Below are 22545 nucleotides of genomic sequence, written 5' to 3'. Positions count from 1 at the left end.
TACTGTTACAGTTGATACCCGGCCATGCTCCCATTCCGCTTCCAGATCCTGGATGGCATTCCCGTTTCCGACCAATTGGTGAAGGCGGTGCAACGGGCCGTGCTGACGGGCGAGCTGGCAGCGGGGGAAAAGTTCCCCTCGGTCCGGGTGCTGGCACAGGAACTCAGGATCTCCCCCACCACGGCCCACAAGGCGGTGTTGGAACTCCGCGACAGCGGTTTCCTCGCCACCCGGCCGGGAGCCGGGATGGTGGTGGTGACTCCCGTCGGAGGATCACGTGAGCAACTGGTGGCCCAACTCATCCCCGCCTGCCGCGACCTGTTGCGCCAGGCCTCCCTGCTCGGCCTGACGCCGGATGAAACCCTTGATGCGGTACGCCGCGCACTTTCGGAAAAACCATGAACACGTTGCTCGAATTCCACGAAGTTTCCTGCCGCTACTCCCGCGCCTGGGCACTGGACAACGCGTCCTTCCGCGTTCCCTCCGGATCGATCACCGCCTTGCTCGGACCGAATGGCGCGGGCAAATCGACAGCCCTCAAGATCGCGCTCAACCTGATCCGCCCTTACAGCGGCCACGTCACCGTACTCGGCACGGACTCACGGAACATGAATCCGAAGACCTTGCAGCGGATCGGCTACGTCGCGGATGGCATGGACCTGCCACTGTGGATGACCATTGACCAGTTCCTCGGTTGGTGCCGCCCGCTTTATCCCCAATGGGACACCGAATTCGAACGCACCCTGCGCAAACAGTTCGAACTCCCCGGTGATCGCAAGCTGAAGCACCTCTCGCGGGGGCAGCGAATGAAGGCGGCACTTGCCTCCGTGCTCGCCTACCGGCCGGAGCTGTTGATTCTGGATGAGCCCTTTTCCGGACTGGATCCGCTCGTCCGTGATGAGTTCATCAGCGGCCTGCTGGAACTGTCCGAGAGCGAGAAATTCGCGGTCGTCGTGTCTTCCCATGACATCGAGGAAGTGGACCGGCTCGCCGACCACATCGTGTTGCTGAACGATGGCAAGGTCGTGCTGGACGAGAATGCGGAGGAGCTGCTCGCCCGCCACCGGTTGGTGGAGATCATGTTCCCGCACTACATCGAATCCATTCCCCCTCTGGCACCCGGATGGATCTCCGCGAAGTCGTCCGGACGCCTGCTCCGGTTCGTGGACAGCGATCATGAGATCACGCGCTTCTCCGAGAACGTGCGGAAGATTTTCCCGGAGATCCCACAGCCGGACATCCATCCGCTGACCCTGCGGGAGTTGTTCGTGGCACAGGTCTCGGCCCGCAAGGTTGGTTCGGACGCATAACCCGCCATCGCCATGAATCCGAGAATCGTCCTGTTGCTGATCCGGACCGACTTCCGCCGCCTGTGGTGGCTGTTCGCCCTGGCATGGTTGCTGATGCTGGCCGTCGCATGGCCCGGCCTCACCTTCACCTGGGAGACCTGGGCGGACCCGAAACGCATCCTCGGGGACTACAATTCCTACGCCATCACTCCTTCCGGCAAACCGTTCGGGATCGGGCACATCCTTCACGTCTACGCCCACCAGGTGTTGAACCTGGCGGTCATCACCTCTGCCGCCATGATCGGCATCCACGCCGTGGACTGGACTGCAAGCCGCCCGCTGAGAGCCTGGGATCTGATCGTATCAAAGACGCTCCTGCTGCTTGTGGTCCTGGTTCTGCCCTTGGTCGGACTCAGCGTCCTAAACCTGGCAGTCCACCGCTTTCCGGCATCCGACCTTCTCGAAACGGCGTGGCTTTCCACGCGCATGGTGGTTCCGCGGCTGCTGGCAGCCTGCCTGTTAGGATGCATTTGCGGCCGTTTCTGGAGATGGGTCGCGGCGATGGTTGGGTTCCTCGCCATGGTTTCGATTGGCGTCATCATCCTTCCGTTCTTTGGTATCGGCCTCACCTTCGTCACCGATCCGTTTGGCATCGCAAGCACCGCGCAAGGCTCAATCACGCTTTGGATCGGAGTCCTCGTACTCGCGGTGTTCCTGCGCTTCGGAAAAAAACGCCTCCGGCCCAACACGGGGATCGTGACCGCCCTGGTTCTTTTGTTGGCATGTTCATCGGCAACCGTGCGCTGGGCCTTCCGCGTCCCGCGCATCTACAAACCCGCCTCCACTCCGGCGGAAGCAAGGGAATCCACGAAGGGCCTCTACACCGAGCTCGGGCCGGACCTCAGCCCCACCCTCACGAACGGCAGCCTGCCGGCCAGAATCACGGAAATCGAACCACCACCCGTTCCCTTCCAGCCCGGCCCCCTGCCCCGCATCAAAGCACTCCAGATCCAACCCGATATTTCCACCAACGGGACGCCCGACGGTTGGTTCACCTCCTGGGAACGGCTGGGGGATTCAACCTTGTCGGTTGATGGAAGAATCATCGCCAAAGGCATTCGCAAGGCGCGGCCCCAGTCACCTCCCGGCTACTATTCCACGTCCGAGTCCCTGTTGGCCTCCTTTCCAACCGGAGCCACATTTTTCCCACAGGACCGGAATGCATCACCCCGTGTGATGAGCAACTATCCAAATGAAGTTCCGTGGGCCGATCACCTTGAACCGATCCTGCCGGACTACCTGACAAACGGCACCGTGGCCCGGTTCAGCAGCGGTCTTGTCGGCACTGTCTTCCGATACGAAACGCTGGTGGACCTGCCCATATCCAGCCCGGCCCGCCTGAATGCGGGCGGAGTGAGGATGGATGTCAGCCCGACCCGCTATCTGCCAAACAGCCCGAGTTACAAAGGCCCCATGGTCCAGGTCCTGCAAATGGTCCATTTCGGATCGGATTCGGGAGGCATGTGGCCCACGATGCACTACCTTCCGCCCGAAAAGGAAAGGAACATCGGGTTCATCTATCTTCCGGCCACCCGGCAGATTGTGTCATGCCAAAGGTATGACACCCGGTGCATCCTCCTCGCCGGGTGCGCCTCCATCCGCACGATATGGGCTGCGGACCGGCTGTATGATCCGAAGAACGTGGATCTGACAGGGGCCCGCTTCGTTCTTCTCCGGCCGGTCTTCAAGGGTTTCGTTTTCGGCAAGGTGGAGGATATGGAGGTGAAGCTCTCCATGGAGGAGAGGAAGACCAACCTGCCCACCAAACCTTTCCGTTTGAGACCTTTTGCAAGCAGCAAGGAAATCGTCCTCAGCGAACGCCCTGATCCTCTCACCTCCACTCCGGAAGATTACTGGAGGTGGGTCATCCGTTCCTATGCCGACACCGCGTCGGGTCTCGCCAAACGGGATGCCGTTGAGTTTCTCCCCCGGCAGCTCCCATGGCTGCTGCGCGCCGAAGCGGACGACTACAGGGGATTCGCCATGGGCGCTCTGCTTGCCGCGATGCCGGAATCCCGGAAAGGAGAATTCCTAACAGCAGCTGAGGAATCGGAAAACCTGAAGGGAAGCACGTGGCTCCTCAAGATCGCAATGCAGCGCGGCTGGACCAACGACCTCAAGCCGATGCTCCGGCGCATGGTCACGGACGATGCGAACCGTGGCGAACTGCCGCTTCTCGCCCTCGCATCCCTGGAAGATCCCGCCACCTACCCGGACATCCTCCAGCGTGTGAAGGATGGCGTGGACATCGAAACCGATCAAATGCTGCGGCGGGTTCCAGGCCTGGAGCCGGGTCTGACGGAAGCAGTCCGGGAAGCCTGGGAGCGGGCGAAACAACGAAGCCAGCGTGATCACCATCAGATCCCCTCATCCATGCTGCAGGTCGCGGCCACGCACGGAGTCCGCGAAGCCTTCGAGCGGATGTTCGCACGCTGGTCACAAGTCATGCAGAACGAGCCCTATGGCGTCACCTCCGGAGTTTTCCAAGTCCTGATGCCCCCGGAGTCCGTCCCGGAGGGCAAGGACCCCGTATCCCTGATGATCGAAGGCAGGACCGCCACGGACTTCCACTGGGATGCATTCACCCGCCGCTGGACCCTCAACTCCACCAAGTGATGAATCCTTCCATCCACTCCATCCTGACCACATTGCGTCGTTTCCGGTGGGAAATTGCCATCTGGCTGCTTCTGAGCGTCTGGCAGTCGATCCGCATCCTGCGCCGGGATTTTCCGGAAGCGACCCATGACATGCTCTACCGCGGATTCCGCCCGGAGATGTTCGAAAGCGTGGCAGCCTGTTGGTTGATCCTCCGGCTGGGACTATCGGAGACCATGCTACGGACCCAGGGCGGCTGGCGCACCCGGCCCATGGCAAAACGGATGATGATCTGCCTGCCGCTGGTCACCTACCTCATCGTATTCCTCCCGCCCCTGCTTTTTCGCGCGGCAGCCATCGGCATCACCACTTCTCCGGATCTCCACCAGTGGGGGTTGATCCTTTTTGAATCATGGCTGACGCCGTTGGGAACCTTCGGAGCGGGAGCGATCGGAGTCTATGCGATCGGATGCTTTCTCACGTGGTTCACTCCGCGATGGAGAAAGAGGCTGATCGTTACCCTGGTGGTGGCCTTGGTCGCGATAGTGGCACTCCTCCCCTACCGCATGTTCGGCTGGATCAGCTACTCCGGCCAGGCGGACCATTGGCTGGATCCTCCCTGGCCTCTGGATTCCACCGTACGGGCAACCTCGCTGGCGGGAGTACAGTGGATCGAAGAACCCCATGGCCTGGACGGACATCGGATCGCCTCCTCATTGCTGACCCGTCTCCCTTTGCAACCGGGGGCTGTCACCGAAGTGCCGGGAGAACCCGGACGTGTGACCAGCGTCCGCACCTCCGGAGATCGGGTGGAGTTCGATCTGGAGTTTCTATGTGCGAACAACGCTTTGGCACGCCAACTCCAGGGAGCCATGCTGGTGGTGAAGTATGCTGACGGCGACCATGCCGACTGCCTGCAACGGAAAGTCCGCATGATTCCCTCTCCGGTCCCCCTGTGTCCGGTCAACCGTGTGCTCATATCCGGCTCCGCGGCATCACCCCGCATGATGCCGTGGTCCACACTGAAAGACGGAGAGGAACTCCGGGGAGCGGAGCTGCTGATCTATGTGGCGGACATGAGCGCCACCGTGGTGGAAGCACCACGGGAACAAAGCCGCGGATTCCAACAACAACGCCCGACGGGCCTCGAAGGAAGGGCGACACGCCTGCTCGATGATCAGGACCTGGCTTTCCGTTCCTCCGAGGAGGCCAAGGCCTACGCCGGACGCAAACTTCCCGCCGGCCTGGTTCCGTTCATGTTGAAACGGCATCCATGGTCCGATTTCGCGTGGGACAATGTCATCGGCCTTTATCTCCTCGAGCATGCGGCGGAAACCGACAAGCCGGCCTTGTTGGAGCGCATGACAACCGATCCGCGGCTCGGGGGGATTTTTCTCAAGAAGGGATGGCGCACGGAAGCGATGCCCCTGCTGCGGAACTTCGCCAAAGAGAGAATCACGCTTGATGCCACCTGCCTCCAGGCATTGGCGGAAGAAAAGGACCCGGCCCTTTCAGCCGATCTGGCCGCCCTGGCCATGCGGCTCGGTCCCGAGGTGGAAACTCTGGAGGCAGTCTTGAAGGCGCAGCCCAATTTCGACTGGAGCGGCTTTGCGAAAAACGGTTGGAAACGAGTAAAGTATCTTCAGAAGCCGGATGACAGGGAAACCATGCCGACATTCGCCACCTGGGCGGCCCGGGAGGGTGACGTTTCCGCGCTGCGTTACCTGGCGGAAGAAGCCGCTCACGGTGAAGAAGACGAAAAATCCCGGGTGGCAGCCGTTTTGGAAAGCACCCAGCCCGACGTGATCGGATTTCTCCGCTCCCATATCGATCAACTGGAGTGGAACCGGGAGAGCGGAAAGTTCCGGCTGAAGTGATCTGCAAACAAAACACCCCGCCCGGCGGACCGGACGGGGTGTTCGAAAAACAGCGCGGGGATCAAACCGCGGCAGCGGCGGGCGGAAGGCTGGCGGCGGCGACGGCCTGGCCGTGGCGCTTGGTCTTCTCGTCCGGCACCACGAGCTTGATGCGGAGTTCCGGGAACTCGTTGGCGAGCACGGTTTCCGCTTCGTCGATGATGATCTGGCCGCCTTCGCCGGAAGTCACGCGACCGAGGATGAGGAGGTTCGCGATGTCATAGAACTCGGCGTAGTGGGCGATGGCGTAGCCGAAGCAGACACCGATCGTTTCATAGATCTGCGCGGCGCGGGAATCGCCTTCCTTCATCGCTTCCTGCACCTTCACGAGCTGCTCCGGGAACGGCATCTTGCCGAACTCGAAGCCAGCGGCGGGAGCGAGGCGGGCGACGGCCTGCTGGGAGAAATACTGCGCACCGCAGCCGATGTCGCCGGACCACTCATCGGCCGGAGCGTCATCGCGGTAATCGACCGGCGCGAAGGCCAGTTCGTTGAGCCACGGCAGAATGTGGCCCTCACCATCGACATAACCGGCGGCCTGCGAGGTGCCGAGCGCCACGCCGAGCACGCGGTTGGCATTGAGGCCCATCGAACCAGCCAGCGCGGTGACCTCACCGTCATTCACGACTTCGAAGGGGATGCCACCCCAGCGGTCCTTCAGTGTGAAGAACACGCCGCGGATGTGCTTCTCGAAATCCTCCTCGCTGACGCCGCGGAAGAGCGAGGCTGCGCGGACTTCATTGTTTACGTAAACGCCCGCGGAGGAACCGCCGATGGCATCGACACGCGGCAGGTGCGCGGCGGCGCGCTGGAGCGAATCGTGGATGCCCTCGATGTGATACTGCGGATCGCTCTGGAAGTACGGGTCCCATACGACTTCCTCGGAGAACACCACCTCGCCATCGATGAGCGCGGCGCATTTGCGGTCGGAGCCACCGAGGTCGAAGCCGATGCGGCAGCCGCCGAGATTGCGGCCCAGCGTCATCACGCCGCCGTTTTCCTCCGGCAGATCGGCTACAGAGGCCACGGCGGTGATCGTGATCGGCTCACCGAAAATCTTGGTGCCAATGAACTCGCGGTCGAACTTGCGCAGGCCTTCCGGCGCGTAAATTCCGGTCAGCGCCGCGGCGACATCCGGAGCACCGGCGATCAGAAAGCGGCTGCCACCCTTCTGCCAGAGCAGGAATTTGGTGAGGCGCTCGACATACTTGATGGTCAACGCGTCGTTTTCACCACCGGCGGAGAGGATCTTGCCGGACCAGCGGAAGGCCGTGCCATCCTGGCGGACGAGCGCGAGATCGAGGGTGCGGGCGCCGGAGTCCTTCGCCACCTTGGCGGCGTAGGCGCGGTTCCACAACACGGCGGGGACGAAACCGGGATCGAGCACCGGCTTGAATTGAGGAGAGACGGTCAATGACATGGATTAAAACAAATGGATCGCGGAGAGAGTGCTGACAGGACAAGGGAAATCCAAGTGGAAAGGCGTGCATTTTACCGGTCTGCACACCCCACCGGCCACCCGGAGGAGGTGTCCGAAATAAGGCTGAAAATTCACCTAGAGGGCCGGATTTTCGTATTGCAACAGCGTCTCAATAGGTGATCCTTCCCCGACCCCATGCCACGAGCGCTCGCCAACGACCTAGCCGCGGACAGCGCGATGACGCTGAACCAGGCGAGCGTGGGCTGTGATCTGCAAATCAAGCTGTTGAGCGGTCCTTCATGCGACCGCCTCCGCGATCTCGGGTTCTGCGAGCAAATCCAGGTCCGCAAGCTTTCCGGTGGCCGGAACCTGATTTGTTCGGTCTGCGGCACCCGCATGGCGATCAGCCGCGAGCTGGCGGAGCAGGTGCTGGTGGCTCCCGTTTCCTGACCCGAGCCGCGCCTCTCCCGCGCCCCCATTTTTCCCGATGTCCGCACCTTCCCTCGAAACCGTCGCCCTCGTGGGCAATCCCAACGCCGGGAAAACGACTCTTTTCAACGCTCTGACCAAGTCAGCCGCCCATGTCGGCAACTACGCTGGGGTCACGGTGGCCGTGAAATCGGGGGAGATGTTCACCGCCCACGGCCAGAAACTGCGGATTCTGGATCTGCCGGGCTGCTACTCGCTGCGCTCCACCTCTCCGGACGAAAAAATCGCCCGCGACGCGCTGATGGGCGAACTGGAAGGCACGCCGAAGCCCGATCTCGCCATCTGCGTGGTGGATGCCTCCAGCATGGAGCGACAGCTCAATCTCGTCCTCCAGACGATCGAACTCGGCGTGCCTGTCGTGATCGCCCTGAACATGGTGGATGTGGCGGAGAAGCAGGGCCTGCGCCTCGACCCCGCAAAGCTTTCCGAGGAACTCAATGTGCCGGTGGTACCGATCCAGGCGAATGCCGGCAAAGGCCTGGTTGATCTGAAGCAGGCCATGAGCCACCCCTTCCCTCCTCCGGCGGAAAGCCCGTGGCTGGATGGTGCGGAGGATCCGGAAACCGCGCGGCGCGACATGGTCGCCCGCCTGTGCGAACTGGCGGCACGCCGTCCCGGCGAGCACCAGCAGACACTGTCCGACAAGCTCGACCGCTTCTTCCTGCATCCGGTGTTCGGCTGGCTGGCCTTCATCCTCATCATGTTCTCGGTCTTCTGGGCGATCTTCTCGTTCGCGAAGATCCCGATGGACCTCATCAGTGGCAGCATCGGCGATCTGGCCAAATGGATCGGAACGAAAATGCCCGAGGGTGACCTGCATTCGCTGATCGTGGACGGGATCATTCCGGGCGTAGGCGCGGTGGTGGTGTTCCTGCCCCAGATCGTGCTGCTGTTCCTCTTCATCGGCCTGTTGGAAAGCTCCGGCTACATGGCGCGCGCGGCCTATCTGATGGACGGGCTGATGGCGAAGGCCGGGCTGAGTGGAAAGGCGTTCCTGCCGCTCTTCAGTTCCTACGCCTGCGCCATCCCCGGCATCATGGCCACCCGCACGATCGACTCGGCCAAAGAGCGCCTGGTTACCATTTTCGTCGCGCCGTGGATGAGCTGCTCGGCGCGCCTGCCCGTCTATTTCCTGCTCGTTCCGCTGCTGCTGGATGGCAAGGAAGGCTCGTGGAAACAGGCGGCGGTGCTGTTCGGCTTCTACGTGCTGGGCACTCTCTCCGCCTTCGTCGTGGCACGCGTGCTGCGCGGCCGGCTCGGCCCGGACAAGCAACCGAACCACTTCATGCTGGAGCTGCCGCTCTACCGTGGGCCGCAATGGAGCTACATCTTCCGTCACGTCGGCGACCGTGCGATGGCCTTCCTGAAAAAGGCCGGCACGCTCATTCTCGGCATTTCGATTGTCCTGTGGGCGCTCCAGACTTTCCCGAAGACCGACAGTGAGGACAAGGGCGAGCAGCTTGCGCACAGCGCCATCGGTCGCGTCGGCGCGCTCATCGAGCCGGTGGTGAAGCCGCTCGGCTTTGATGGCCGCACCGGCACCGCCATCCTCACCTCCTTCGCCGCACGCGAAACCTTCAATACCACCATGGGCGTCATCTTCCACGTGGAGGAGAGCGAGGATGAAGAAGCCGACCGCGCGAACCTCCGCGACCAGATCACCCAGGCCACCTGGCCTGATGGCCGCGCGCTGTTCACACCGCTGTCGGTGGTTTCGCTGCTGGTATTCTACGTTTTCGCGCTCCAGTGCCTGGCCACCTCCGCAGTGGTCGCACGCGAGTCCGGCTCCTGGAAATGGGCGGCCGGACAATTTGCGTTCATGAGCGTTTTCGCGTATGTGGCCTCATTGATCGTTTACCAAGGCGGGCATTTGCTCGGCCTTCATTGAACCCCGCTCCTGCCTCCCATGCCCCACTGGCAAACCATCGTCGCGCTCGGCATCGTCGCCGTCACGCTGCTGATCTTCTGCTTCCGGCTGCTCGGCCCGAAGAAGGCCGGTGGCGGCTGCGGAAAAGACTGCGGCTGCGGGAAATCCCCCGTGGCGAAGAAGTAAGCGGCGATCCCCCGTCCGGGAGGAATCATGTGCCGGAGTTACTACGAGAACCATCGTAGTATCGGCGGGAGCGTGTGCATCCACACCTCGGCCCGGGCGCAGGCGATGGCTGCCTCTTCATCCTCCTGACGCGGGAAAATGTGACGCGCCCGCGCCAGCTTCGTGGCAGCCGCGACCGCACGCAGTTCCGTCCCGATCGAAGCCAGCCCGAACATCACCGCCAAGGCCGTGGCCGCGAACACCACCGCGATGCCAGTGAAGAATGGCAGCTTCGCCACGGCCCAAGCGAAGATCACCACCACCAGCGTGAACGGCGGCACCCCAAGGCCGAAACGCCGGGCCGCCTCGCGACCGCGGGACGCCGCTGAATTGTCCCTCTCCCACTGGACCAGCGCCGCCTCGCGGAGCGCGCGACCACACTCGGCCGCTGAGGATTCCGTGGCGGGGGCTTTCACCTCCTCGCCGAAAAGATTCTGCCAGCCCGCGGCATTCACCCGGATACGGCGTCCGCCGTATCCGGCGATGATGCGCTTCCCATGCCAACTGCGCACCAGGATGGCGGCAACGATGAGCAACAGGGAAAGCAGGAACAGGATGCGCGGCATGGGAATCGGAAAGCAGGCTGTCACTTCCTGCCACCCGAGGCCAGCCAAGCCTTCGGATCATCCGGCCACGGATGGCGCGGATAACGCCCCGCCACTTCCTTCTTCATCTGCGCGTAGCCTCCGGCCCAGAAGTTTTTTAAATCCTTCGTCATCTGCCACGGCTTGTGACCGGGCGTGAGGATGTGGACCACCAGCGGCACCCGGCCGGAAGCGATGGCCGGCGTTTCCCAAACCCCGAAAAGGTGCTGGGCCTTCACCGCGATCCACGGGTCCTTGCCCGGCTCGTAGGTGATTTTCGCGGACTGGCCGTTGGCGAGATTGATGCGCTCCGGAGCGTAGGAATCCAGCGCCGCACGCTGCGGTCCACTGAGCCACTCGCGCAGCACCGGCCACACGGAACGTTCCTTGATGTCCTTGTAAGCCACCGCCCCATGGCAGATCTGCGCGATGGCGGCGGCATGGTCTTCGTCCGACCAACCGGGCATCTCCAGCTCCGGCATCCATTTGCCAAGACCGGCAAGGCGCGCGGTCCATTGCTCGACCTGCGCGTCCCAGTTTTTGAGCACCAGTTCGCCGGAAAGCACGCGCGCGGCAAGAATCTCCGCCGCGGCATCGAGATTGACGTTATGATCGCTCTCCCTCGCCTCGATCACCAGATCACGGAACTTGGTTTCCTTCCGCGCGACCACCCTTCTACGGGTTTCATCGTAGGAAGCGCCATCCGTCAGGGCGAAGTCCTCCGGAAACAATTCGCGCAACCACTCCGGATCGATGCCGGTGGCACGGCGCAGATGCACGATGATCTCCCGTGCCTCCACCTCGGTGATTTCCGCCGCCACAAAGGCCGGAGCATGACGGGCGCACGAATCCTCATCGAGCTTGCCCTTGCGGTTGCCAACCATCTTGCACGCCAGCGTCCCCTGTCCCAGACGGATGCCGAGGCGGTCGCTGAAGGACGCCAGCATGGCCTTCGCCACCCGCTCGCGATTGGCGCGGAAATCGATCGCATTCCACTCCCATCCGGCGCGCTTGGCGAGCCCTGCGAGCCGGTCGAAACCCTGCGCCACCTCACGGGCGCCACGGCCATGGATGCCGAGTTGCGAACACCGCTGCGGATCGAAGTTCATCGCCTCCGCGGATTCAAATGCCCGCCATTCACCGGCGAAGTCGCTGCCATCCTCCGCGAAGATGAAATCCTTCCGGCTCGCACTGCCCGGACGACTGCTGAAGATCCCCTCCCCTTGCACAGCAGCGGCAATGAAGGCGGTCTCCGCCACACAACCGTGCTCCATCCCCGCCAGCATGAGCCGGGAAAAACGCGGCTCCAGCGGCAGCGCCGCCATCTTCCTTCCCTCATCCGTGAGCACGCCATGCGCATCCAAAGCGCCGAGGTCGTGCAGCAGGCGTTCGGCGCGTTGCAGCGAATCTTCCGCCGGTGCATCCAACCATCGGAACGCGCGGATCTCCGAAACACCCGCCGCCTTCAGCAGCAGCACGCATTCGCCCAGGTCGACACGCCGCACCTCCGCTGCCTCGAAGGCCTCGCGCCGCGCATGCTCCGCCTCGCTCCACAACCGTAGGCAGCGGCCCGGTGCAGTACGACCCGCGCGACCCGCACGCTGTTCAGCGGACGCACGGGAGATCTTCTTGATGTGAAGGGTATCGATGCCCCGGCGCGGGTCGAACGATGCCACGCGGGCGAGTCCGGAATCGATCACAGTCCTCACGCCATCAATGGTCAGCGAGGTCTCCGCCACGTTGGTGGCCACGATGATTTTCGGGCGCGATCCGGGTGCGATGGCGGCCTCCTGGGCTGCGGGCGGCAGGCTGCTGTAGAGCGGAAAAACGTCCCAACCGCGGGAAAACGAACTGTTCTGCAGCGTCTCGATGGTCTTCCGGATCTCATGCGTACCCGCGAGGAACATCAGGATGTTCCCCGGGTCCGGCATCGCCATGGCCTCCCGGCATACCGCCGCCATGCGTTCCCACACCGGAGTTTCACGCGGCGCCCCGCCACGGCGATCGTGCTGGGGCGCACGTTCGGGTCGGTACAGCACCTCCACGGGAAAAGTCCGGCCACCTGCTTCCAAGGTTTCGGCGGGAGCGAGGTAGTCGGCTAGTCCGGCGGTTTCAAGGGTGGCGGACATCACCAGCACCTTCAGATCAGGACGGCGGCCGTCCTGTAGATCGAGACAACGGGCCAGCGCCACATCCACGGCGAGACGGCGCTCATGGAACTCATCGAACACCACCGCCCCTACGTCGGAGAGCTCCGGATCATCCTGGAGCCAGCGCTGGAACACGCCATCCGTGACATAGACGATCTTCGTATCCCGGCCATAGCGGCTGTCGAAGCGGACCGAATAGCCCACTCCCGCTCCGAGTTGCGTGCCACGGAGCTTGGCCACCCATCCGGCGAGCAGCCGGGCGGCCATGCGCCGCGGTTCGATCACCACGATCTTCCCGGCGACTCCGGCATCCGCCAGCATGCCCGGCACGGCGGTGGACTTGCCCGAGCCCGTGGGAGCCTTCAGCAGCAAACGGGCGCGTTCCGGCTTGGCGACGGCGGCGCGGAGTGCGGACTCGATTTCGAAAACAGGCAGCGACACGGCCCGGGTTTGCCGGAAACCGGCGGGAATCGTAATCGAAAAAGATCGCAGGCCTGCTTTCCTTGAACAAAAGCCCGTCTCCACACCGGTTTTTCACCCGGGGACCGACATGCTCCGGAGTTGATAAATCCATTGCAAGTCCTCCCCCCACCACTACGTTTCCTCCCGACTTCACACCACCATGGGACCGCTCGGCACACCTGAACTGATTCTGATTTTCATCGTCATTCTGCTCCTCTTCGGAGCGAAAAAGCTTCCGGAGCTGGCCCGCGGCATCGGCAAGAGCATGGGCGAATTCAAGAAGGCCCGCGATGATTTCGAGCGTGAGATCACCCGCGCTGCGGACGAAGTCCGTGTCAAGGAAGCCCAGAAGACGGAGCCCCGCACGGAACCCCAGGCTCAGGCCCCCGTCGAAGTCGTGGCAGAGCCTGTCAAAAAGGAGACGACCGACGCCTGACCGGATGTTCTTCCGGATTTCCAACCGCATCAACGCTCCGGGACTCCTCGGGGCGTTTTTGCTTTCCACGCTGTGCCTGCTTTCCGGCGGTTGTGAGAAGAAGTCCGCAGGCACGCCGGATTGGACGGATGCAGCGCCCTCCTCCCCATCCACCACGGCGACCACACCTCCGCCCAGACCGAAGACGGAGGAACACGCCACCAACGGCCCGGTCCGTTTCGTGGCCTACAACGTGGAGAACTGGCTGGACCGCAACCGCTATCCAGGCAGCAAGGCCACCACCGACGGCACCAAGCCGGAAAAGGCCAAGCAGGCGGTGATCGCGGTGCTGGCCGCCACAAAGCCGGACATCCTCGGCGTGTGTGAGATCGGTGAATCCTCCGACCTCGCCGAACTCCAAACCCGGCTCAAGGCGGCCGGAATCGATCTGCCGCACGTCCACCATGCCGGCGGTGCCGATCCCATCCGCCACCTCGCCCTGCTTTCACGATTTCCCATCACCGCCACGGTCAAGCCCTCGAAAACCAGCTACCTTCTGAACGGCAGGACTTACGGCATGCAGCGCGGCATTCTCGATGCCACCGTGCGTGTGAATGAAAAAGACTACCGCTTCCTGGGCGCGCATTTGAAATCGAAGCGCGATGTACAGGAGGGAGATCAGGAGCAGATGCGGGCCAGCGAGGGGCATCTGCTGCGCGATCACATCGAAGGCATTCTCGCCGCGGCCCCTTCCACCCGTTTGATCGCCTACGGCGATTTCAACGACACCAAGGCCAGCACGGTGGTGAAGACCCTCCAGGGTGGAGCCAATCGTCAGGACTCACTCACTCCACTGGCCTTGGCCGATTCACACGGTGAGACATGGACCCAGCACTGGGACTATGAGGACATCTATTCCCGCTTCGATTGGATCATGGTCAGTAAAACCCTGAAACCCGAGGTCGATGCGAAAGCCTCCCGCGTGGTGGACGAACCCGCCTGCGGGGAGGCCTCCGACCACCGGCCGGTGATGATGGTGCTGGAGTGATCTCAGCGCCGGCGGCGCAGGATCATCAGCAGCCCGAGACCTCCGAGCAACGCGGTGCAGGGTTCCGGAACGGCGGTCCAGTTGAGCGTCACGCCGGTGGTGTCATAGGTCAGCCCCCAGGCACCTTCCGCAGCGAAATCTCCTGCACCGGTGGTCACCAGCGTCAAACTACCACTTCCATCGTAGCTGCCACCTCCGATCACGTCGATGATCTTGAAGCTGCGGTTGCTGTCCCACGCGGACGCGGTGTAGTCGGTTCCGGTGGCCAGCAGATTGAGAATGGAACCGCTTTCCAAGGACAGGGTGCCACCGGTGACATCCACGCCATCGTAGTCGGTGCCGCGCGTGGCCAGTGTGTCGCCGTTGAACTGCCAGTTGAGATTCGACCCGGCCTGCAGGGTCAGGCCGTTCGAAAACGTGATGATCCCCGGCGAATTGCCCGGTGAGAGATTGCCACCATTCTGGATCGTGGTGGCCCCGCCGATCGTGCCGCCGCCACCCAGCGTGGCTCCGCTTGCGATGGTGGTGGTGGTGTTGGCGAGGCTGCCATTGACGATCAACGTTCCGCCGGAAACCGTGGTGGTGCCGGTGTAGCTGTTGACACCGGTCAACGTCGTCGTGCCCGAGGACTGCGAGAAATTGCCGGTGCCCGCAAGGCTGGCGGAAACCGTGCCGCCGGTGGAAGTGTAGGACGTGCCGGTGAGGGTGCCGTTCTGGATCGTGCCGCCGCCAAGCGTGACCGCTCCCACCGTTTGCGAAGTGCCCCCGAGATTGAGAACCGAAGAAGCTCCGTTCACCGCCAGCGCGGCGGTCGATGATCCGAGGGTGCCGGAACCGGAGATGGCCAGCGTGCCGTTCGAAACCGTGGTGGCGCTGTGGGTGTTCGCCCCGGAAAGCGTCATCGTGCCGGTGCCGTTCTTCACCACTCCAAGCGTTCCGGTGAAACGACCCGCATAGGAATCGGTGCCATTTCCGGAGCCTACATTGATGACGCTGGAGGCACCTCCGCCATTGATCGCCGCGTTCACGGAACTGTTCAGGCTCTTGAACGTGTGGGCCGCGTTCGAGAGATTGACCGTCCAGTTGGCGTTGTTGATCGTGAAGTCCGAAGTTCCAATCGCCGTGTTGAGGTTGAATATGGAAGACGCGGCGGCACTTCCGAGAATGAAACCACCGGTGTAGTTGTTGCTGGCGTTGCTGATGGTGAAGTTGCGCCCGGTTCCCCCGGTGGCAGTGAAGGTGAGCGTGCCTGAGCTGCCGGTGATGGCGCGGGTGAGGTTCACCGTATGACCACTGAATGCTGATGCAGTCAGACTGACCGTGCTGGTCCCGGAGAAATCCAAGGCCGCATTGAACGTGTCCGTCGTGTTGTTCGTCTGGACGAATGCGATGGTTCCGCCGGTGACGGAAATCGGAGCCGTCAGGTTCGCGAAATTGCGGGTGACGGTGATCGTGCTGCCCGAGGCGCTGTTGAGGCTCAGCGTTGCTCCACTGGCCACCGAAAGCGTATTGGCGGTGAAGGCATAGGTGGAAGTGCCGGTGATCGACGAACTGCCAAGTTGCAGCGTGCCGGCCTGCACCGCCACCGCTCCCGTGAGCGTGTTCGACAGGTTGTTGAGAACCACCGTGCCGGAGTCCGTCTTGTTGAAACCGCCGGAACCGGAGACCACACCGTTCAAGGTCAGCGCGTTTCCGCTGGTGGAACGCAGCGTCCCACCGCCCGTGGAGAGCGAGATGTTGTTGCCCAGCGTGAGAGCGGCGGAGTTGTAGATACCGCCGCCGTTGCTGAGCGTGATCGCATTGCCGCTGCCCGCCGTGGTGGCCGCGCTGCCTGCTGCGGACGAACTGCCGAAATTCACCAGGCCGCCGGTGATGGCGATGCCGCCGGTCAGACTGGTATTGGTTCCGGAAATCACCAACCGGCCGGTGCTGCCGCCCCCCGAGGACGTCGTGTTGCCATTGGCGTTGATCGTGACCCCGGCGGAACCGGTGAGCGCGGTCGAAATCGTCGTGGTACTGCTGCCCGTTCCCAAGGCGGAGGTATCGATCGATCCTTGGGAAGCTCCGAATGCCAATGATCCCGCTCCACTCAGGGTGTAGCTGGTGACGTTGAACTTCAGACCGCGGACGTTGATGGCGGAGGCGATGCTCACCGTGCCGCCGGTTCCTCCGAAGATGGCCGTGTCCGCCGCGTTGGCGGTATTATCCCAGGCGAAGTTGTTGGCGCCGCCATCGGTCGTCCAATTACCGGTCGCGAGGTCCCAGTTTCCGGTGCCTCCGGTGATGGTTCCATTGCCGACTCCAACCGTGCCAGGAGAAATATCCCAGGTGATGTTGGCCGCGTGGGTTTCCGCGCTGAACGCGAGACTGACAAACAGGGGGAGAAAACGAGACTTCATGGATACGGATGCAGTGCGATGCGAAATTGCACGCCACCGCAGTCCGGATCAAAACCGGTCGTAACCCAAAATCTGACCAACAGGCAAAGGCAGTTGGCCGGAACAAAGTCCGTCTTGGTCCTCCCGTCCCGCTGCTTTCAAAACGCCAGGACACGCACTTGGAACGGCGCGAGATCACCGACGGGCAGCCCGAGTCCGGGCAGGCTGTTGGTGAACACGTCGGTTTCCAATGGATCCGAAAGCCGCTCGGAGAAATGCACGGAGCCATCCTGCCCGAGTCCCAGCCAACGCAGTGCGTCCGAGGGGATGCGGACACGCACGTTGCGAAGGGTTTCGCGGCCATTGAGATTCGAAACCACGAGGAACGATTGGCCGCTGGTGGAGTCATGACGCAGGAAGGCATGGAGCCAATGCCCGCTGAACCCTTCATCGCCCACCCGGCCGAACTGCGGATTGTCGCCATTGGCGAAGTTCAGGCCGTAGAACTCGCCAAGGGTGAAGGCTGGCTCGCGCAGGATCTTCAACAGGTCGATATACCATTGCCGCAGTTCGGTCTGCGATGGAGCAAGACCACCCTGATGCATCTTCACCACCTCCGGCATGCTGCCGTAGTCGAAGATGCTGGTGCGTCCGTCGCCACCACCGAAGCCCATGCGGGCGGTGGCCTGTTCGCCCACTTCCTGGCCGTTGTACATCATGATCGGCCCAGGGCTCATCCCCAACAAAATGGCGGACACCGGCTTGCCGACCGGCAGGCCGAGGCCGCCCCAGTGCAGGAAACTGGCAATGCGTACCTCGTCGTGATTCTCCGCGTAGTGGAGGGAACGATGGAAACTGCTGGAAAAGGGCACGGAGTTCAGATCGTTCGCCCAGTTGCTGCCATCATAGATCGCCTTCAGCACCTGATAGGGAGGATGACCGTACACGGCATCGAATCCGGAATCGAGCAATGCCTCGAGCACGTCCCCGTCGGTGAGCTTCATGGGATCGCTGTCATACGCCTCACCGAAGATATAGGTTTCCGGATTCCGGGCACGGCAGCGCTTGATCGCCCAGCGCCAGAATTCCTGGGGAATCATGTGGGACATGTCCACGCGGAAGCCGCCCACGCCGAACCCCTGCCAATAGGCCAGGATCGCATCCATCGTGCGCCAGGTCTTCGGCACATCCTCCACGGCGGCATCCGGGCCGGGCAGGTGCGAGGTATCACGGCCGGTGGTGAAATCGTGGCCGTAGTTGAGCTTCACCGTTTCATACCACTCGTTGATCGAAGGAGCCCACGAAATGAGATTGTTGCCGGTGACCTTGCCGATGAGTCTTTCCGGCTCGAACACGCCATCCGCCACCGGCAGGCGTAGCGGCGGCCCGCCGCCGGGATCGGTCGGGCGCAGATAGAAGAAATGATTGTTCTCCGCGAAGAACACGGAGGTGTCGTCGCCGGTGCCGAAGGTGAGATCCGGCCGCACGTCGGAGGCATAGGTGCGGGCGACATGATTCGGCACGAAGTCCATGATCACCTTGAGGCCGTGGCTCTTGCAGCGGTCGAGCAGCGACCTGAACTCATCGAGGCGTTTGGAAGGATCGACGGCGTAGTCCGGGCAAACGTCGAAGTAGTCGCGGATGGCGTAGGGACTGCCTGCGATGCCCTTGAGAACCGCCGGATCATCCGCGGGCCGGTCCGGATAGGTGGTGCCGGACGCCTGTTCCAGCACGCCGGTCAGCCAGACATGGGTGAATCCGGCATCGACGAGCGAGCCGAGCACGCGGTCGTCGATGTCGTTGAATTTGCCGCACCCGTTCTGGTCGAGGGTGCCATTGGGGACCATCGGCCGGGTGTTGCCGAACAGGCGGACGAAAAGCTGATAGATGACAGGGCGGGACATGGCGTATCTAACAGAGCAGGGCCGGGGCCAAATCGCAAACGGCTTCGTGTGGCGATCGTGTCAGGGTGCCCCGGAATTGACGCATCCGGTTCCGCTCGGTCGGCGGCCCGGGGAACGAAATGAATGCGTATTTTTGCGACATTGCCCGGACAAAAGACGCGATCGTCCCGCAACTTCGCGATTTCCCGCGCGTTCTTGAAACGAGCACGGCCCCGTGAAACGCTAAGGGGCTGGGGAATCTCCTTGCCCGTTTGTGTCCACCGCACAGCATTGCCAAGTTCAGCCTATCATCCGATGACGACCGAAGAATTGCAGGATCAGATCGCCGCGACTAGCGGCTGGCTCCACGCCGTGAAAGATGAAATGGCCCGCGTGCTCGTCGGGCAGGACCGCTTGGTGGACCGCCTGTTGATCGGCCTGCTCTGCAATGGCCACATCCTGCTCGAAGGGGTACCCGGTCTTGCGAAGACATTGGCGGTCAAGGCACTGTCCGGCTCGCTGCACGCCAGCTTCGCCCGCTTCCAGTTCACCCCGGACCTCCTGCCCGCCGACCTGTTGGGCACGATGGTCTACAACCCCCAGGAGGCATCCTTCGCCCCGAAACTGGGCCCGATCTTCAACAACCTGATCCTGGCGGACGAAATCAACCGCTCCCCCGCCAAGGTGCAGTCCGCCCTGCTGGAAGCCATGCAGGAGCGCCAGGTGACCCTCGGCGACCGCACCTACAAGCTCCCGGAGCCATTCCTGGTGCTGGCGACCCAGAACCCGATCGACCAGGAAGGCACCTACCAGCTCCCGGAAGCCCAGCTCGACCGCTTCCTGCTCAAGGTCACCGTCGGCTACCCGACCAAGGACGAGGAACTCACCATTCTCGACCGCATGGCCACCTCCGCTCCGGTTTACCAAACCAAATCGGTGGCGACGCCGGAACAGGTCGGCGGCTCGCGTGCGCTGGTCAACAGCGTCTATATCGACTCCTCGGTGCGCGAATACATCGTCCAGATCATCCACGCGACGCGTTTCCCGATGACCGTGGACGCGCCGCTGAAAAATCTGATCCGCGCCGGCGCTTCGCCACGCGGCACCATCAATCTCGCCCTCACCGCCCGCGCCCGCGCCTTCATGCAAGGCCGCGCGTTCGTGACCCCGCAGGACGTGAAGGACATGGTCCACGACGTCCTGCGCCACCGCATCCTCCTCAGCTATGAGGCGGAGGCCGAGGAGGTGACCACCGATTCCATCCTCGACCGCATCGTTGCCCGCGTGCCGGTGCCGTAAGGAACTTTTTCCACAGCCAGAGACGGGATGCTGACCGACGCCCAGATCGAGGAAATGATGTCGCGCGTGCGCAAGCTCGAGCTGAAGGCTCGCAGGCTCGTGCGCGAATCGTTCTCCGGGGAATACCATTCGTCCTTCAAGGGACAGGGGCTCGATTTCGACGACTTCCGCGAATACCAGCACGGTGACGAAGTCCGTTTCATCGACTGGAATGTCACCGCGCGCATGAACCAGCCCTTCATCCGGAAGTTCCGGGAAGAGCGGGAACTCGCGCTGGTATTGGCCGTCGATGTCTCCGGCTCCGCCGACTATGGCAGCGAGAGCCTCAGCAAGCGCGAGGTCATGGCTGAAGCCGCGGCCGTCCTCGGCTTCAGCGCGCTGCAGAACGGCGACAAGGTCGGGCTGCTCGTTTTTGCGAATGAGCCGATCCTGTTCGTCCCGCCGGGCAAGGGCACCCGCCACCTGCTGCGGCTGGTACGGGAAATCCTGATCGCCCGCCCGAACCAGCCCGGCACCTCTGTAGCCGCGGCCTGTGATTTCCTGGTCCGAACGCTGCGCCGGAAATCGCTGGTGTTCATGATCTCCGATTTCCAATCCCATCCGATCGAAAAGCCGCTGGCCAAGCTCGCCCGCAAGCATGAGACGCTGGCCTTGCGCGTGTCCGATCCGCTGGAGGCGGAACTGCCCCGCGCAGGACGCGTGGTGATGATCGATCCGGAAACCGGTCTCGGCCTGCACGTCAATACCAATAGCGCCCGGATCCGTGAGGAATACGCCCGGCGCACCCGCGAACAACACGAATACGTGGCGGCCGTGCTCAAGAAAAACGGGATCGATACCGCGGAGCTGAACACCCGCACGGATTCCCTGCCCGCCCTCCACAAGCTTTTGAAAAAGCGCAGCCGCAAGCGCACGGCCTGACCGATGGACCCGAAACCGTCATTCGAACTGCATCCCCCGCCCCCGCCGGACAAGCTCCTGCCCGGGCCGCGGCTGGATCTTCCAGCGTGGCAGATCGCGCTCGCCGCCATCGCGCTGATACTTGTCATCCTCCTGATCGTCCTCGCCATCCGCAAGAAGCGGCCCGTCGATGAAGGATCGGTCCGCAGGCGTGCCTATCAGGATGCCCTGCGCTGCCTTGAGGAAGCCCGGCCCGCTGGCAGCCGCGAAGCCGCCACCCTTTCCTCATTCATCCTGCGCCGCTATCTTGCCGTGGTGGCGAAGGATCCCGCGCTCTACGAAACCCATGAGGAATTCGTGGGCCGCCACGACATTTTGAAAAACGTTTCCGATGATACCCGGCATCAGACGGTGGAAGGCTTCGGCCACCTCGCCTCATTGAAGTACGGGCGTGAAACCCGCGCCGGCGAAGGCGGACCGGTGATCCAGTCCTCCCGCTCCCTGCTCGAAACCCTCCACCGGGCCCTGGCGGCATGAGAACTCTCTTCGAACATCTGAGACTCGCCGAGCCATGGTGGCTGACGCTGTTGATCCCGTTCCTTTTCCTGCTGTTGCTCCGCCGCGGCAAGGGAGCCGCCGCCGCCATTTCGTTCCCGAATGTGCCAATCCTCGCCGCTCTCGGCGGCAAGGTCCGGCAGGGGGCCTGGAACTTCGGCCTGCCACTGGCATGGCTCGCGCTGGCCACCTCCGTGATCGCACTGGCTCGTCCCGTCTGGCGGAACGAATACCAGAGCCGCAGCGCCAGCGGCATCGACATCGTCATCGCCTTCGACCTCTCGCTGTCGATGGAGATCGATGACTTCGTCAGCGAGGAAGGCAGGCCGCTGCAGCGCATCGATGCCGCGAAATCCGTGGTGAAGGATTTCATCACCGGCCGTCCGGACGACCGCATGGGTCTCGTGGTGTTCGCCGGGAAGCCCTACAAGGTCAGCCCGATCACCCTGGACCACCAGTGGCTGCTCAACGGCCTCTCGGACCTCCATTTGGGCGGCCCGAACGACCCGCGCGGCCGGATCGGCACCATCGAGGAACAAGGCACCGCCATCGGCTCCGCCTTGGCAGCCTCCGCCCTCCGGCTGGATGCCCGGGATGCCAAGAGCAAGGTCATCATCCTGGTCACGGATGGAGCCAACAATTCCGGCAAGATCGCCCCCCTGGAGGCGGCGGAACACGCCAAGACACTCGGCATCAAGATCTACACCGTCGCCATCGGCACCCCGGAAGGTCGCGTCGCGGGCAATGTCCAGCGCTTCCCGCGCCAGGAGTTCGACCTGCCGACCCTCCAGAAAATTGCCGAAATGACCGGAGGCGGGCACTACTACGCCCAGACGTTTTCGAAACTGAAGGACTACTTCAAGGACATCGACCGGCTCGAAAAAACGGAGGCGAAGTCCCTCACCGTCATCGATGATACCGAGTTGTTCCCTTGGTTCGTGGGAGCAGCCGCTCTATTCGCCTTCGTTGCCGCTCTCGCTCTTTCCTTCAATCCGCCGCTCTCCTCCTGA

Annotated in this window: 18 protein-coding genes; 13 read left to right on the top strand and 5 right to left on the bottom strand. The window is 62.8% G+C overall.

The window, feature by feature from the left end:
• The first annotated feature begins 24 nt into the window (after window positions 1–24).
• The 4 genes from KBB96_RS02225 to KBB96_RS02210 are packed head-to-tail and all read left to right on the top strand — an operon-like array spanning window position 25 to window position 5821.
• Entirely contained in the window at window positions 25–402 is a 378-nt protein-coding gene (locus tag KBB96_RS02225; RefSeq protein ID WP_211631855.1) for a GntR family transcriptional regulator, read from the top strand.
• Window positions 399–1310, top strand: a complete 912-nt coding sequence (locus KBB96_RS02220) for an ABC transporter ATP-binding protein (RefSeq protein ID WP_211631854.1) — start codon at window positions 399–401, stop codon at window positions 1308–1310. The genes KBB96_RS02225 and KBB96_RS02220 overlap by 4 nt, the downstream gene beginning before the upstream one ends.
• Before the next feature lie 12 nt (window positions 1311–1322).
• Complete coding sequence (locus KBB96_RS02215) at window positions 1323–3965, top strand: hypothetical protein (RefSeq protein WP_211631853.1); 2643 nt, start codon at window positions 1323–1325, stop codon at window positions 3963–3965.
• On the top strand, window positions 3965–5821 hold the full coding sequence (locus KBB96_RS02210) for a hypothetical protein (protein ID WP_211631852.1): 1857 nt from the start codon (window positions 3965–3967) through the stop codon (window positions 5819–5821). The genes KBB96_RS02215 and KBB96_RS02210 overlap by 1 nt, the downstream gene beginning before the upstream one ends.
• 61 nt (window positions 5822–5882) lie before the next feature.
• On the opposite strand, the gene KBB96_RS02205 is transcribed toward KBB96_RS02210, so the two are convergent.
• Entirely contained in the window at window positions 5883–7280 is a 1398-nt protein-coding gene (locus KBB96_RS02205; RefSeq protein ID WP_226373625.1) for an ROK family protein, read from the bottom strand.
• A 195-nt stretch (window positions 7281–7475) separates the two neighbouring features.
• On the opposite strand from KBB96_RS02205, the gene KBB96_RS02200 reads away from it, so the two are divergent.
• From KBB96_RS02200 to KBB96_RS02190, 3 genes are read left to right on the top strand one after another with little or no spacing between them, the layout of a single operon-like run.
• A complete protein-coding gene (locus tag KBB96_RS02200) occupies window positions 7476–7730 on the top strand; it encodes a FeoA family protein (protein ID WP_211631851.1) in 255 nt (84 codons plus the stop codon).
• Between the two features lie 37 nt (window positions 7731–7767).
• Window positions 7768–9657: a ferrous iron transporter B gene (gene feoB / locus KBB96_RS02195; protein ID WP_211631850.1), complete on the top strand. Its 1890-nt coding sequence runs from the start codon at window positions 7768–7770 to the stop codon at window positions 9655–9657.
• Between the two features lie 18 nt (window positions 9658–9675).
• Window positions 9676–9822, top strand: coding sequence for a hypothetical protein (locus KBB96_RS02190; RefSeq protein ID WP_211631849.1), 147 nt, complete (start codon window positions 9676–9678; stop codon window positions 9820–9822).
• 41 nt (window positions 9823–9863) lie between these two features.
• Here the strand turns inward: KBB96_RS02190 and KBB96_RS02185 are convergent, their stop codons facing one another.
• Window positions 9864–10427, bottom strand: a complete 564-nt coding sequence (locus KBB96_RS02185) for a hypothetical protein (RefSeq protein ID WP_211631848.1) — start codon at window positions 10425–10427, stop codon at window positions 9864–9866.
• A 20-nt stretch (window positions 10428–10447) separates the two neighbouring features.
• The gene (hrpB, locus tag KBB96_RS02180) at window positions 10448–13036 is read right to left on the bottom strand and encodes an ATP-dependent helicase HrpB (protein ID WP_211631847.1); all 2589 of its coding nucleotides are present in this window, start codon (window positions 13034–13036) and stop codon (window positions 10448–10450) included.
• A 181-nt stretch (window positions 13037–13217) separates the two neighbouring features.
• On the opposite strand from hrpB, the gene KBB96_RS21140 reads away from it, so the two are divergent.
• Both KBB96_RS21140 and KBB96_RS02170 read left to right on the top strand, forming a co-directional pair.
• On the top strand, window positions 13218–13493 hold the full coding sequence (locus KBB96_RS21140) for a Sec-independent protein translocase subunit TatA/TatB (protein ID WP_211631846.1): 276 nt from the start codon (window positions 13218–13220) through the stop codon (window positions 13491–13493).
• Window positions 13494–13497: 4 nt separating this feature from the next.
• Window positions 13498–14520: an endonuclease/exonuclease/phosphatase family protein gene (locus KBB96_RS02170; protein ID WP_211631845.1), complete on the top strand. Its 1023-nt coding sequence runs from the start codon at window positions 13498–13500 to the stop codon at window positions 14518–14520.
• Between the two features lie 2 nt (window positions 14521–14522).
• Here KBB96_RS02170 and KBB96_RS02165 read toward each other — a convergent pair whose 3' ends face one another.
• Both KBB96_RS02165 and KBB96_RS02160 read right to left on the bottom strand, forming a co-directional pair.
• Entirely contained in the window at window positions 14523–16919 is a 2397-nt protein-coding gene (locus tag KBB96_RS02165) for a beta strand repeat-containing protein (RefSeq protein ID WP_211631844.1), read from the bottom strand.
• Between the two features lie 137 nt (window positions 16920–17056).
• A complete protein-coding gene (locus KBB96_RS02160) occupies window positions 17057–18802 on the bottom strand; it encodes an alpha-amylase family glycosyl hydrolase (protein ID WP_211631843.1) in 1746 nt (581 codons plus the stop codon).
• A gap of 294 nt (window positions 18803–19096) precedes the next feature.
• Between KBB96_RS02160 and KBB96_RS02155 the strand changes: the two genes are divergently transcribed.
• The 4 genes from KBB96_RS02155 to KBB96_RS02140 are packed head-to-tail and all read left to right on the top strand — an operon-like array spanning window position 19097 to window position 22545.
• Window positions 19097–20080 (top strand): AAA family ATPase, encoded by a 984-nt coding sequence (locus tag KBB96_RS02155; RefSeq protein WP_211631842.1) that lies wholly within the window; start codon window positions 19097–19099, stop codon window positions 20078–20080.
• 27 nt (window positions 20081–20107) lie between these two features.
• Window positions 20108–21001, top strand: a complete 894-nt coding sequence (locus KBB96_RS02150; protein WP_211631841.1) for a DUF58 domain-containing protein — start codon at window positions 20108–20110, stop codon at window positions 20999–21001.
• Between the two features lie 3 nt (window positions 21002–21004).
• Window positions 21005–21517: a hypothetical protein gene (locus KBB96_RS02145; protein WP_211631840.1), complete on the top strand. Its 513-nt coding sequence runs from the start codon at window positions 21005–21007 to the stop codon at window positions 21515–21517.
• Window positions 21514–22545 carry a VWA domain-containing protein gene (locus KBB96_RS02140; protein WP_211631839.1) on the top strand — a complete coding sequence of 344 codons (1032 nt, stop codon included), beginning with the start codon at window positions 21514–21516 and terminating at the stop codon, window positions 22543–22545. Before KBB96_RS02145 ends, KBB96_RS02140 begins: the two co-directional genes overlap by 4 nt.

Source organism: Luteolibacter ambystomatis (genome assembly GCF_018137965.1).
In the GTDB taxonomy this organism is placed as follows: Bacteria; Verrucomicrobiota; Verrucomicrobiia; order Verrucomicrobiales; family Akkermansiaceae; genus Luteolibacter; species Luteolibacter ambystomatis.
Note: the sequence above shows the minus strand (reverse complement) of the source record. Positions and strands in the feature narration are given on the sequence as shown.